General features: G+C 55.9%; 10 protein-coding genes. 3 read left to right on the top strand and 7 right to left on the bottom strand.

What is annotated here, in order from left to right:
• Positions 1-2 precede the first annotated feature (2 nt).
• Positions 3-773: an ABC transporter permease gene (locus M989_RS17835; protein WP_064547518.1), complete on the bottom strand. Its 771-nt coding sequence runs from the start codon at positions 771-773 to the stop codon at positions 3-5.
• Positions 770-1696, bottom strand: coding sequence for an ABC transporter ATP-binding protein (locus M989_RS17830; RefSeq protein ID WP_064547516.1), 927 nt, complete (start codon positions 1694-1696; stop codon positions 770-772). Before M989_RS17830 ends, M989_RS17835 begins: the two co-directional genes overlap by 4 nt.
• A 101-nt stretch (positions 1697-1797) precedes the next feature.
• Here M989_RS17830 and can point away from each other — a divergent pair, with 101 nt between their 5' ends.
• Entirely contained in the window at positions 1798-2460 is a 663-nt protein-coding gene (can, locus tag M989_RS17825; RefSeq protein ID WP_064547514.1) for a carbonate dehydratase, read from the top strand.
• Between the two features lie 93 nt (positions 2461-2553).
• Here the strand turns inward: can and hpt are convergent, their stop codons facing one another.
• On the bottom strand, positions 2554-3090 hold the full coding sequence (hpt, locus tag M989_RS17820) for a hypoxanthine phosphoribosyltransferase (protein WP_064547513.1): 537 nt from the start codon (positions 3088-3090) through the stop codon (positions 2554-2556).
• A 204-nt stretch (positions 3091-3294) separates the two neighbouring features.
• Here hpt and M989_RS17815 point away from each other — a divergent pair, with 204 nt between their 5' ends.
• On the top strand, positions 3295-5685 hold the full coding sequence (locus M989_RS17815) for a glucose/quinate/shikimate family membrane-bound PQQ-dependent dehydrogenase (RefSeq protein WP_064547511.1): 2391 nt from the start codon (positions 3295-3297) through the stop codon (positions 5683-5685).
• Between the two features lie 75 nt (positions 5686-5760).
• Here M989_RS17815 and M989_RS17810 read toward each other — a convergent pair whose 3' ends face one another.
• Together M989_RS17810 and cueO are read right to left on the bottom strand one after the other, a co-directional pair.
• Positions 5761-6285 (bottom strand): hypothetical protein, encoded by a 525-nt coding sequence (locus M989_RS17810; protein WP_064547508.1) that lies wholly within the window; start codon positions 6283-6285, stop codon positions 5761-5763.
• A gap of 121 nt (positions 6286-6406) precedes the next feature.
• On the bottom strand, positions 6407-7972 hold the full coding sequence (gene cueO, locus M989_RS17805) for a multicopper oxidase CueO (RefSeq protein ID WP_064547506.1): 1566 nt from the start codon (positions 7970-7972) through the stop codon (positions 6407-6409).
• Positions 7973-8116: 144 nt separating this feature from the next.
• Between cueO and M989_RS17800 the strand changes: the two genes are divergently transcribed.
• Complete coding sequence (locus M989_RS17800) at positions 8117-8464, top strand: YacC family pilotin-like protein (protein ID WP_062772020.1); 348 nt, start codon at positions 8117-8119, stop codon at positions 8462-8464.
• Between the two features lie 33 nt (positions 8465-8497).
• Here the strand turns inward: M989_RS17800 and yacL are convergent, their stop codons facing one another.
• Positions 8498-8860, bottom strand: coding sequence for a protein YacL (gene yacL, locus M989_RS17795; protein WP_064547505.1), 363 nt, complete (start codon positions 8858-8860; stop codon positions 8498-8500).
• 214 nt (positions 8861-9074) lie between these two features.
• Positions 9075-11672, bottom strand: a complete 2598-nt coding sequence (gene acnB, locus M989_RS17790) for a bifunctional aconitate hydratase 2/2-methylisocitrate dehydratase (RefSeq protein ID WP_064547502.1) — start codon at positions 11670-11672, stop codon at positions 9075-9077.
• Positions 11673-12200 lie beyond the last annotated feature (528 nt).

The raw sequence follows: 12200 nt of genomic DNA, 5'->3' as shown, positions 1-12200 counted from the left end.
AATCAGCTGCGCAGACCGCGTCCGCGCTGAATGAGATACCAGCACAGCAGGTAGAAGGCGATGATAAATACCACCAGCACACCGAAGGTGGTGACCAGCGGCACATCGTTAATACCGAGGAAGCCGTAACGGAAGCCGCTGATCATGTAGACGATCGGGTTCAGGTGCGACAGCCCCTGCCAGAACGGCGGCAGCAGCGTCAGCGAATAGAACACGCCGCCAAGGTAGGTCAGCGGTGTCAGCACAAAAGTAGGAATCAGGCTGATATCATCAAAGGTTTTCGCAAACACCGCGTTCAGCAAACCGGCCAGCGAGAACAGAATCGCCGTCAGGATCAGCGTCAGCGCCACAAAGACCCAGGAGTGCACCTGGAACGGGACGAAGAACAGCGAAACCGCCGTCACCAGAATGCCCACGCACAGGCCGCGAGCGACCCCACCGCCGACAAAACCGGCGATGATCACGTGCGTCGGTACCGGCGCGACCAGCAGCTCTTCGATATTGCGCTGGAACTTAGCGCTGAAGAACGACGACGCCACGTTGGCGTAAGCGTTGGTAATGACCGCCATCATAATCAAACCCGGCACGATAAACTGCATGTAGGTAAAGCCGTGCATTTCACCGATGCGCGAACCGATCAGGTTGCCGAAGATAATAAAGTACAGCGTCATGGTGATAACCGGCGGCACCAGCGTCTGTACCCAGATACGCATAAAGCGATGGATCTCTTTCGCCCAGATGCTTTTCAGCGCGACCCAGTAAAGCTGCATCATGCGCGATCTCCTTGTTTTTCATTAACCAGCGAAACAAACAGCTCTTCCAGACGGTTCGCTTTGTTACGCATACTCAGCACCTGAATGCCCTGGGCGCTCAGCTGGCTGAAGACGCTGTTAATCCCCTGCTCGCGCAGTACTTCCACTTCCAGCGTTGAGGTATCGACCAGGTTGTACTGATAACCTTCAAGCTTCGGCAGCGGGCTTTTTGGCGCCAGATCGAGAATAAAGGTTTCCGATTTCAGCTTGGAAAGTAGCGCCTTCATTGAGGTGTTTTCCACCAGCTCGCCGCGCTGGATAATGCCGATATTGCGGCACAGCATTTCGGCCTCTTCCAGATAGTGAGTGGTCAGAATAATGGTGGTGCCTTTGTCGTTGAGATCCTTGAGGAAACCCCACATCGAGCGGCGCAGTTCGATATCCACGCCCGCGGTCGGTTCATCGAGAATCAGCAGCTTCGGCTCATGCATCAGCGCGCGGGCGATCATCAGACGACGCTTCATCCCGCCGGAGAGCATTCTCGCGCGTTCGTTGCGTTTTTCCCACAGATCGAGCTGTTTCAGGTATTTTTCGCTGCGAATAACCGCTTCTTTACGCTCAACACCGTAGTAACCAGCCTGATTCACCACGATTTGCTGCACGGTTTCAAACGGGTTGAAGTTGAACTCCTGCGGCACCAGTCCGAGCTGACGCTTGGCGTTGACCACGTCTTTTTGCAGGTCATAGCCGAAGACGCTCACGCGCCCGGAGGTTTTATTCACCAGCGAGCTGATGATACCGATAGTGGTGGATTTACCCGCGCCGTTTGGCCCCAACAGCGCGTAAAAATCACCGGCTTCCACCTTCAGATCGATCCCGCGCAGCGCTTGCACACCGCCCGGATAGGTCTTCGTCAGTTGCTCTAATTCCAGTGCAATGGTCATAGATTTTCGCTTACCTTACATTCCGATACTTGATATTGGGTTTTAATAAATCAGGACTTGCCCTATATTAACCCAACGAAAATTACTGGGTTACCGCTTCCATGAACGACATAGATACACTCATCAGCAACAATGCACTATGGTCAAAGATGCTGATAGAAGAGGATCCCGGTTTTTTTGAGAAACTGTCGCAGGCGCAAAAACCACGCTTTTTGTGGATCGGATGTTCCGACAGCCGCGTTCCCGCCGAACGTCTCACCGGGCTTGAGCCTGGCGAACTGTTTGTTCACCGTAACGTGGCAAACCTGGTTATCCACACTGACCTCAACTGCCTTTCCGTGGTGCAGTATGCCGTTGATGTACTGGAAGTTGAACACATTATTATCTGCGGCCACTACGGTTGCGGCGGCGTACAGGCGGCGGTAGAAAACCCGGAGCTGGGCTTAATCGACAACTGGCTGCTGCATATCCGCGATATCTGGTTCAAACATAGTTCATTGCTGGGCGAGATGCCGCCAGAACGTCGTCTGGATACGTTATGTGAGCTGAACGTGATGGAACAGGTGTATAACCTGGGGCACTCCACCATCATGCAGTCTGCGTGGAAGCGCGGCCAGAAGGTGATGATTCACGGTTGGGCCTACGGTATTCATGACGGCCTGCTGCGCGATCTCGATGTGACCGCCACCAGCCGCGAAACCCTGGAGCAGCGTTACCGCCACGGGATTTCCAACCTCAAGTTAAAGCATATCAATCATAAGTAGTGCAGGGATTGCCGGGTGGCGGCTAACGCCTTACCCGGCCTACAAGCCTGCGCCGTAGGCCTGATAAGCGAAGCGCCATCAGGCACCCGCGTATTATTCGTCTAACAGCACCACTTTGCCGACGTACGGCAGATGGCGGTAACGTTGCGCGTAGTCGATACCGTAACCGACGACGAATTCATCCGGAATGGAGAAACCGACGAACTCAACCGGCACGTCCACTTCACGGCGAGACGGTTTGTCCAGCAACGTACAGATCGCCAGCGACTTCGGCTCACGCAGGCCGAGTATCTCGCGCACTTTCGACAGCGTATTGCCCGAGTCGATAATGTCTTCGACGATCAGCACGTCTTTACCGCGAATATCTTCATCCAGGTCTTTAAGGATTTTCACGTCGCGGGTGGTCGACATACCGCTGCCATAGCTGGATGCCGTCATAAAATCGACTTCGTGCGGTACCTGCACTTCACGGCACAGATCGGCCATGAACATGAATGAACCGCGCAGCAAACCCACCAACACCATTTCGCTGCCGCTATCTTTATAGCGCTCGTTAATCTGACGACCCAGTTCGGCGATACGCGCTTTGATCTCCGCTTCCGGGATCATCACTTCAACAGTATGTTTCATTTAACTAACCACATGATTTTAAATGTAAATCACTCAACCTGTTAACCCAGAGCCGCGAGGTTGATCAGCAAGCGAGAAAGTATACCAGCAAAACGATTAATGCGGCTAATTCGATAATAAAGCTCATTTTGTGATTTCGATCACACTTGTTAAATCCTATAATCAAATGAAAGCAATAATTAACAAACAAACGGACACATTTCTATGGCTGAAACAAAAAACCAACAACCACGACTGCTCGCGAGGCTAACCACCCTCTTTGCGGCTTTTTGTGGTTTGTATCTTCTGATTGGTGGAGCATGGCTGGTCGCCGTTGGCGGCTCCTGGTATTACCCGGTCGCCGGGCTGGTGATGCTGGGCGTTACCGCGCTGCTGTGGCGCGGTAAACGTTCGGCGCTGTGGCTGTATGCGGTACTGCTGGTCGCCACCATGATCTGGGGCGTGTGGGAAGTCGGCTTCGACTTCTGGGCGCTCACCCCGCGCAGCGACGTGCTGGTGATCTTCGGCGTGTGGCTGATTCTGCCGTTCGTCTGGCGTCGCCTGATCGTGCCGTCCAGCGGTGCCGTTGGCGCGCTGGTCGTAGCATTGTTGGTCAGCGCCGCGATTCTGACGTGGGCAGGATTCCATGACCCGCAAGAAGTGAACGGCACGCTGAGCGCCGACGCCACGCCTGCAGAGCCTATCTCGCAGATTGCAGACCAGGACTGGCCCGCCTATGGTCGTAACCAGGAAGGCCAGCGCTTCTCGCCACTTAAGCAAATTAACGCGGAGAACGTGCACAACCTGAAGGAAGCCTGGGTGTTCCGCACCGGCGACCTGAAGCAGCCAAACGATCCGGGTGAAATCACCAATGAAGTGACGCCGATTAAGATTGGCGACATGCTCTATCTGTGTACTGCCCACCAGCGTCTGTTCGCGCTGGATGCGGCTACCGGGAAAGAGAAGTGGCACTTCGACCCGCAGCTGGGAACCGACCCGAGCTTCCAGCACGTGACCTGCCGCGGCGTGTCTTATCACGAAGCGACGGCGGCGAACGCCTCGCCTGACGTGGTCTCCGATTGCCCGCGTCGTATTATTCTGCCGGTGAACGATGGCCGAATTTTTGCCCTCAATGCCGACACCGGTAAGCTGTGTGAATCCTTTGCGAACAAAGGCATTCTGAACCTGCAAACCGATATGCCGGTCACCACGCCGGGAATGTATGAACCGACTTCACCGCCGATTATCACCGATAAAGTGATTGTGATTGCCGGTGCGGTTACCGACAACTTCTCTACCCGCGAGCCGTCTGGCGTAATTCGCGGCTTCGACGTCAACAGCGGCAAACTGCTGTGGGCCTTTGACCCGGGCGCGAAAGATCCTAACGCCCTTCCGCAACCCGGCCAGCATTATACCTTCAACTCGCCGAACTCCTGGGCACCCGCGGCCTACGATGCGAAGCTGGACCTGGTCTACCTGCCGATGGGCGTTACTACTCCGGATATCTGGGGCGGCAACCGTACACCGGAACAGGAACGCTTTGCCAGCTCCATTGTGGCGCTGAACGCCACCACCGGTAAACTAGCCTGGAGCTACCAGACCGTTCACCACGATCTGTGGGACATGGATATGCCTTCCCAGCCGACGCTGGCAGACATCACCGTCGATGGCAAAACCGTACCGGTTATCTACGCACCGGCCAAAACCGGCAACATCTTCGTGCTGGATCGCCGTAACGGCGAGCTGGTCGTCCCGGCACCGGAAAAACCGGTCCCGCAGGGCGCGGCGAAAGGCGACTACGTCACCAAAACTCAGCCGTTCTCTGACCTGAGCTTCCGTCCGAAGAAAGACCTGAGCGGTGCAGACATGTGGGGCGCCACCATGTTTGACCAGCTGGTGTGCCGCGTGATGTTCCATCAGCTGCGCTATGAAGGCATCTTCACCCCGCCGTCAGAGCAAGGCACGCTGGTGTTCCCGGGTAACCTAGGGATGTTTGAGTGGGGCGGTATCTCTGTCGATCCGAATCGTCAGGTGGCGATTGCCAACCCGATGGCGCTGCCGTTCGTCTCTAAACTGATTCCACGCGGCCCAGGCAACCCGATGGAGCAGCCGAAAGACGCGAAAGGTAGCGGTACAGAAGCGGGGATTCAGCCCCAGTACGGCGTGCCGTACGGCGTTACGCTGAACCCGTTCCTCTCTCCGTTCGGACTGCCGTGCAAACAGCCGGCCTGGGGTTACATCTCCGCGCTGGATCTGAAAACCAATGAAGTGGTGTGGAAAAAACGTCTGGGTACGCCGCAGGATAGCCTGCCGTTCCCGCTGCCAATTCCATTGCCGTTCAATATGGGGATGCCGATGCTGGGCGGCCCGATTTCCACCGCCGGTAACGTGCTGTTTATCGCCGCAACCGCCGATAACTACCTGCGCGCATACAACATGAGCAACGGTGAGAAACTGTGGCAAGGACGTCTGCCGGCAGGCGGCCAGGCGACGCCGATGACCTATGAGGTCAACGGTAAGCAGTTCGTGGTTATCTCCGCGGGCGGCCACGGGTCGTTTGGCACAAAAATGGGCGACTATATTGTGGCCTATGCGTTACCTGACGACACGAAGTAAACAAAATGCCGACCCTTAGGTCGGCATCAATCCCTCCCCGGGTCACGCGTTTTTGTGGCCCGGGGAAACGCTCTGTTATTTATCAAACTTAATCGACAGCAGCGATGCCCTCGCCACCCCCTGATACTGCCCCACCAGGTCTTTCGTCATATTAAACGCGGCCTGCACTGCCTTATCGTTTTCAGACGTGACCAGCAGCATGTTCAGTATTTCCGTATCCGCAGCCTGGGAGCGGAAGGTAATCAACCACGCTTTATGCCCATCAACCGTCACGGACTCCGCCTGCGGCTTAAAGTTACTCAGCATTTTCAGCGTCGCGTCTTTTGCGACATCCAGTTTGTCTGCGGGCAGCGCGTGACGTCCATTACTTACCCCTAAGGATGCTTTACCACGTTCATCACTATAAATAACCTGCGGACGGTTTTCTGACGGGTATTTGATTTTTGCCATATCGTCAGGCATCGGCGTGAAGACCTGCGGGATCTCGATGCTCAACTTCAGCTCGGGAATGTTTTTACGTTCCATCTTCATGTCAGCCTGTGCTGACACCGCCACCATCATGACAAAAGATGCGGCCAGAACCTTACCAAAGAGAGACATGTTCACCTCGTGATTAATTGTTATCCACACGAGTATATATTTAATTATCCGTTTGATACGGCGAAAATTTGTATCGCCTGGAGGGTGTTACCGGATAGCGTCGCCGCTATCCGGTTTTTGGCTAGACGGTAAAGCCAAGCATCATGCCGGTATCTTCATGCTCCAGCAGGTGACAGTGCGCCATGTAGGCCTGATCTTTCGGGGCCTCATGATCGAACTTCACCAGCACTTCGCTAACGCCGCCTTCCACGCGCACCGTATCTTTCCAGCCCGTGCGATGCGCCGCTGGCGGCTGGCCGTTTTCCCGCAAAATGCGGAACTGGGTACCGTGAATATGGAACGGGTGCAGCATCATGTCGCCCTCGCCGGAAATGACCCAGCGCTCAAACTTGCCTTTTTCCGCCGCGAACATCGGCTGGTTCATATCAAAGGCTTTACCGTTGATCTTATTCGCATTGTGGAAATCGAACCCGCCTTCACCGTGCTGCATGTGGCCCATATTGCCGTGGTCCATTTTCATACCGCCGTGTCCCATCATGTTGCCATGATCCATTCCACCCATCGCCTGATTGCCGTATTTCTGCATCAATGCCTGCATGCCCATCATGTCGAGCATCGGGTCCATCGAAAGCTGGAGCTTGCGCTCGGTCAGGCCGTCCAGAGACGGCAGCGCGGGCATTTTCGCCAGCGTATCCGGCAGCGTACCAGAGCCCGGAATTCCGATCGGTTGGATGTGTAGCACCGGTACGGCCTTATCAAACGGCGCAACCGCCATCCCCATCTGGGTAACCGGCAGCGTCACCAGGTCGAACGCTTTGCCATCGCGGGCATCCACCAGCACTTCAAAACGCTCGCCCATCAGCATGGGTAGCTCGTTCACTTTCACCGGCTCGGCCAGCAGGCCGCCGTCGCTCGCCACCACGTACATCGGGCGTTTGTCGCTGATAGCAAGCGTCAGCGAGCGAGCGTTACAGCCGTTGAGCAGGCGCAGACGCAGCCAGCCGCGCGGCGGGGCGTGCAGCGGGAACGGCGCACCGTTGGTCAGCAGCGTATCGCCAAACCAGCCCACGGCGGCGCTCATCACATCCAGCTGATAATCAATCTCGCCCGCCGCGGTGAATTTTTTGTCCTGCATAATCACCGGAATATCGTCGATACCCCACTGCTTGGGCAGCATCAGCTTCTGGCTGTCTTCATCCTCAATCAGCACCAGTCCAGCCAGCCCCATCGCGACCTGATGCCCGGTTTTACCGTGCTGATGCGGGTGGAACCAGCAGGTCGCCGCTCGCTGCATCGGCGTAAAGCTCACCGTGCGGCTGGCCCCGGGCTGAATGACCCCCTGCGGCCCACCGTCGACCTCACCCGGCACCTCCAGGCCGTGCCAGTGCACGGTGGTCTCTTCCGCGAGTGCATTGTGGATTTTGACCGTGGCCGGGGTCCACTGCTGTAGACGAATTGCCGGCCCCAGCAGGTTGCCGTTATAGCCCCAGGTGGTCGCCGTTTTCCCCGCAAACTGCGTTTTCCCGGCCTGCACGGTCAGCAGGATCTGGTTATTCGCGTCGGCGGTAAGGATCGGCGGAATAGCAAGCGTAGGACGTTCAGCGGCAAATACCGCACGGCTCCATAGCGGCAAGGCGCTGGCAACGCCGACGGCGGCGCTTAATTTGAGAAAATCACGACGATGCATCGGTACTTCCTTTTCGGCTTGTGGTGATTATTTGAGCTTAAACCCTCCCCCTGCAGGAAGGTCAAGCGGAAAGCCATGAATAATGCTCCCCGTGTTGTGGGTAAATATGTTAACGTGGAATATCGACGATGTAAGGTAGAAGAAATGAAGACGTTTTTCCGAACGGTGCTGCTTGGATCGCTGCTGGCGATGTCCAGCTCGAGTTATGCTTTAAGCGAGTCTGAAGCGGAAGATATGGCCGATCTGACGGCGGTATTTGTGTTCCTGAAAAATGACTGCGGCTACCAGAACCTGCCTAATACCCAAATCCGTCGCGCGCTGGTCTTTTTCGCGCAGCAGAACCAGTGGGATCTCAGCAATTATGATACGTTTAACATGAAGGCGCTGGGTGAAGACAGCTACCGTGACCTCAGCGGCATCGGCATCCCAACGGCGAAAAAATGCAAGGCGCTGGCGCGTGATTCGTTAAGCCTGCTGGCTTACGTGAAGTAACAGACATGGCGGAGCCCGCAGGCTCCGCATCAATTAACGCTGTTGCACAAACTCGCGGTACGCAGCGACTACCTGCAGGAAATCCTCTACGCCGCAGAGCGACAGGCTCTCCTCGTCGTAGTAGCTCATCCCCTCTTCCATTTCGTCGCCGGAAAATTCCAGCTGATTAGCGCGAACCATCACTTCTTCGCCGTCCATCCACAGAGTGTATTCATGCCCGGCGCGCTGCCATGAGCGTTCGCTGCCTTTAACGGTGCGTGCAGCCTGTTCCACTTCATCCAGTAGCGAGAGGTTGTCTTTAACCTCTTCATTAAACCAGTGACCGACCACCTCGTGGCCCATCGACATTCGTACTTTTACCCCTCCGGTAACGTCGCGCAGAAATTCATAATCCATGATCTGTTCCTCTACAAAGGCAATGCGTCACCGCTGCATTGTACCTATGGGTAATTATCGCAGTCTGGAGGAATAAAAACAGCGTCGCCGCGGGAGGAATAGAAAAATAAAAAAGGTGAGAGCCGAAACTCTCACCTTTCCTGCCCGGCCAAACAACGTGACGCCGGGGACGCTCGCGGAGTCGGCGCTGATGCGCCTCCTCCGGGCTATGCCATTAGACCGCAGTCTGGAAAATCACGCCGTCCGCTTTCTCGGTGTACTGAGAAAGCTGGTCGAAGTTCAGATAACGGTAGGTATCCACCGCCGTCTTATCCACCTGCGCCACGTAGGTCTGGTACTCTTCCGGCGTCGGCAGTTTGCCGATCAGCGCCGCAACCGCCGCCAGCTCCGCAGAAGCCAGGAAGACGTTCGCACCGGTACCTAAACGGTTCGGGAAGTTACGGGTGGAAGTGGAAACCACCGTTGCACCGTCAGCCACGCGCGCCTGGTTACCCATACACAGGGAACAGCCAGGGATCTCAATACGCGCACCGCTCTTACCGAACACGCTGTAGTAGCCTTCTTCGGTCAGCTGCGCGGCGTCCATACGGGTTGGCGGCGCCACCCACAGACGAGTCGGCAGTTGGCCTTTATGGTTGTCCAGCAGCTTGCCGGCAGCACGGAAGTGGCCAATGTTGGTCATGCAGGAACCGATGAACACTTCGTCAATCTTCTCGCCCTGCACGTCGGACAGCAGACGCGCGTCGTCCGGATCGTTCGGCGCACAGAGAATTGGCTCTTTAATGTCAGCCAGATCGATGTCGATCACCGCCGCGTACTCTGCGTCAGCATCGGCTTCCAACAGCTGCGGATCCGCCAGCCATTTTTCCATACCCTGCACGCGACGTTCCAGGGTACGACGGTCGCCGTAGCCTTCTGCAATCATCCACTTCAGCAGGACGATGTTGGAGGTCAGATACTCAACGATCGGCTCTTTGTTCAGCTTGATGGTACAACCGGCAGCGGAACGCTCGGCGGAAGCATCGGTCAGCTCGAACGCCTGCTCGACTTTCAGATCCGGCAGACCTTCGATTTCCAGGATGCGGCCAGAGAAGATGTTTTTCTTACCCTTCTTCTCAACGGTCAGCAGGCCCTGTTTGATGGCGTACAGCGGGATGGCGTGTACCAGATCGCGCAGGGTGATGCCCGGCTGCATTTTGCCTTTGAAACGCACCAGAACAGATTCCGGCATATCCAGCGGCATCACGCCGGTCGCGGCGGCAAACGCCACCAGACCCGAACCCGCCGGGAAAGAGATACCAATCGGGAAACGGGTATGGGAGTCACCGCCGGTACCCACGGTATCCGGCAGCAGCATACGGTTCAGCCAGGAGTGGATAACGCCATCGCCCGGACGCAGAGAGACACCACCACGGTTCATAATGAAGTCTGGCAGCGTGTGGTGCGTGGTCACGTCAACCGGCTTCGGATACGCGGCGGTGTGACAGAAGGACTGCATCACCAGGTCAGAAGAGAAGCCCAGGCACGCCAGGTCTTTCAGTTCGTCACGGGTCATCGGGCCGGTCGTATCCTGAGAACCCACGGAGGTCATCTTCGGTTCGCAGTACGCGCCCGGACGGATACCTTTCACGCCGCAGGCGCGGCCAACCATTTTCTGTGCCAGAGAGAAGCCGCGGCTGCTTTCCGCCACGTCTTTTGCCTGACGGAATACGTCACTGTGCGGCAGGCCCAGCGCTTCACGCGCTTTGGTGGTCAGGCCACGACCGATAATCAGCGGGATACGGCCACCGGCGCGGACTTCGTCGATCAGCACGTCGGTTTTCAGTTCGAAGGTTGCCAGCAGTTCATCGGTCTCGTGGTTGCGCACTTCGCCTTTGTACGGGTAGACGTCAATCACGTCGCCCATATTCAGGTTGGCTACGTCCACTTCGATTGGCAGCGCGCCCGCATCTTCCATGGTATTGAAGAAGATAGGTGCAATTTTGCCGCCAAGGCACAGGCCGCCGCCGCGTTTGTTCGGTACATGAGGGATATCGTCACCCATGAACCACAGTACGGAGTTGGTCGCTGATTTACGGGAAGAGCCGGTACCCACAACGTCGCCCACGTAGGCCAGCGGGAAACCTTTCTGCTGCAGGGCTTCGATCTGCTTGATCGGGCCAACGCTGCCCGGCTGATCCGGGTCAATGCCTTCGCGGGCGTTTTTCAGCATCGCCAGGGCGTGCAGAGGAATATCCGGGCGTGACCACGCATCCGGCGCCGGAGACAGGTCATCGGTGTTGGTTTCACCGGTCACTTTGAAGACGGTAACGGTGATTTTGTCCGCCAGCGCAGGACGGCTCAGGAACCATTCGGCATCGGCCCAGGACTGAACAACCTGCTTCGCGTAGGCGTTGCCCGCTTTGGCTTTCTCTTCGACGTCGTAGAAGTTATCGAACATCAGCAGGGTGTGGGACAGCGCTTTGGCAACAATCGGCGCCAGTTTCGCATCGTCCAGCGCATCAATCAGCGGATGGATGTTGTAACCACCCTGCATGGTGCCTAACAGTTCAATGGCTTTTTCTGGGGAGACCAGCGGGGAAGTGGCTTCACCTTTCGCAACGGCGGCGAGGAAACCCGCTTTTACGTAGGCGGCTTCGTCAACGCCCGGCGGTACGCGATTAATTAACAGGTCTAACAGGAATTCTTCTTCGCCAACAGGCGGATTCTTCAGCAGCTCAACCAGCGCGGCCATTTGGGTTGCATCTAAGGGTTTGGCAACAATCCCAATGGCTGCACGCTCAGCTACGTGCTCACGGTATTCTTTTAGCACGACGGTATCTCCTCGCTCTCATTGTCATATGCGGTCGGCGATCTCTTCACGCTCCTGTGAGACAGCAGTTTGTAGGGTAAAAGCCCGGTACCGCGAGGGCCAGCATAGCAGGATTTCCGGAGACTGTTAATCCGTTTACAAAAAAGCAACATTAAATATTTGCTGAATCGTTAATGTTGATATAAGAGAGCAGGAAATCACCCTTTTAGATAGGAAAAAACCAACTGTTAGCAGCGATGTTAGATGTTTTGTTATTAAATCATTACTTATACGTAACAACGAACTTCAAGCCATGAGTGTGCGCAAGTGTAAACTCCTGTCAGATTTTCCCTGCATCCGCAGAAATCCCTGCTTTAATCAAAAAACAAACAACAGTCTCATTATACTCGCGGCATATCCGATCCCTCATACGGACTGTTTAGTTCTCTGGAGATCCACCATGAACTTGCCCTTTAAGCCCCACTATATTGCACTGGTGTGCAGCGCCGGGCTGCTTGCGGCGGCCGGTACGCTGTATGTCAAAAGCCG

The organism is Kluyvera georgiana ATCC 51603 (assembly GCF_001654985.1).
Lineage (GTDB): Bacteria > Pseudomonadota > Gammaproteobacteria > Enterobacterales > Enterobacteriaceae > Kluyvera > Kluyvera georgiana.
This window is presented reverse-complemented; position numbering and strand designations above follow the sequence as displayed.

Excerpts from the sequence above, each read along its gene's own strand:
- M989_RS17835 (WP_064547518.1), bottom strand. The coding sequence starts at position 773 with ATGATGCAGCTTTACTGGGTCGCGCTGAAAAGCATCTGGGCGAAAGAG.
- M989_RS17830 (WP_064547516.1), bottom strand. The coding sequence starts at position 1,696 with ATGACCATTGCACTGGAATTAGAGCAACTGACGAAGACCTATCCGGGC.
- can (WP_064547514.1), top strand. The coding sequence starts at position 1,798 with ATGAACGACATAGATACACTCATCAGCAACAATGCACTATGGTCAAAG.
- hpt (WP_064547513.1), bottom strand. The coding sequence starts at position 3,090 with ATGAAACATACTGTTGAAGTGATGATCCCGGAAGCGGAGATCAAAGCG.
- M989_RS17815 (WP_064547511.1), top strand. The coding sequence starts at position 3,295 with ATGGCTGAAACAAAAAACCAACAACCACGACTGCTCGCGAGGCTAACC.
- M989_RS17810 (WP_064547508.1), bottom strand. The coding sequence starts at position 6,285 with ATGTCTCTCTTTGGTAAGGTTCTGGCCGCATCTTTTGTCATGATGGTG.
- cueO (WP_064547506.1), bottom strand. The coding sequence starts at position 7,972 with ATGCATCGTCGTGATTTTCTCAAATTAAGCGCCGCCGTCGGCGTTGCC.
- M989_RS17800 (WP_062772020.1), top strand. The coding sequence starts at position 8,117 with ATGAAGACGTTTTTCCGAACGGTGCTGCTTGGATCGCTGCTGGCGATG.
- yacL (WP_064547505.1), bottom strand. The coding sequence starts at position 8,860 with ATGGATTATGAATTTCTGCGCGACGTTACCGGAGGGGTAAAAGTACGA.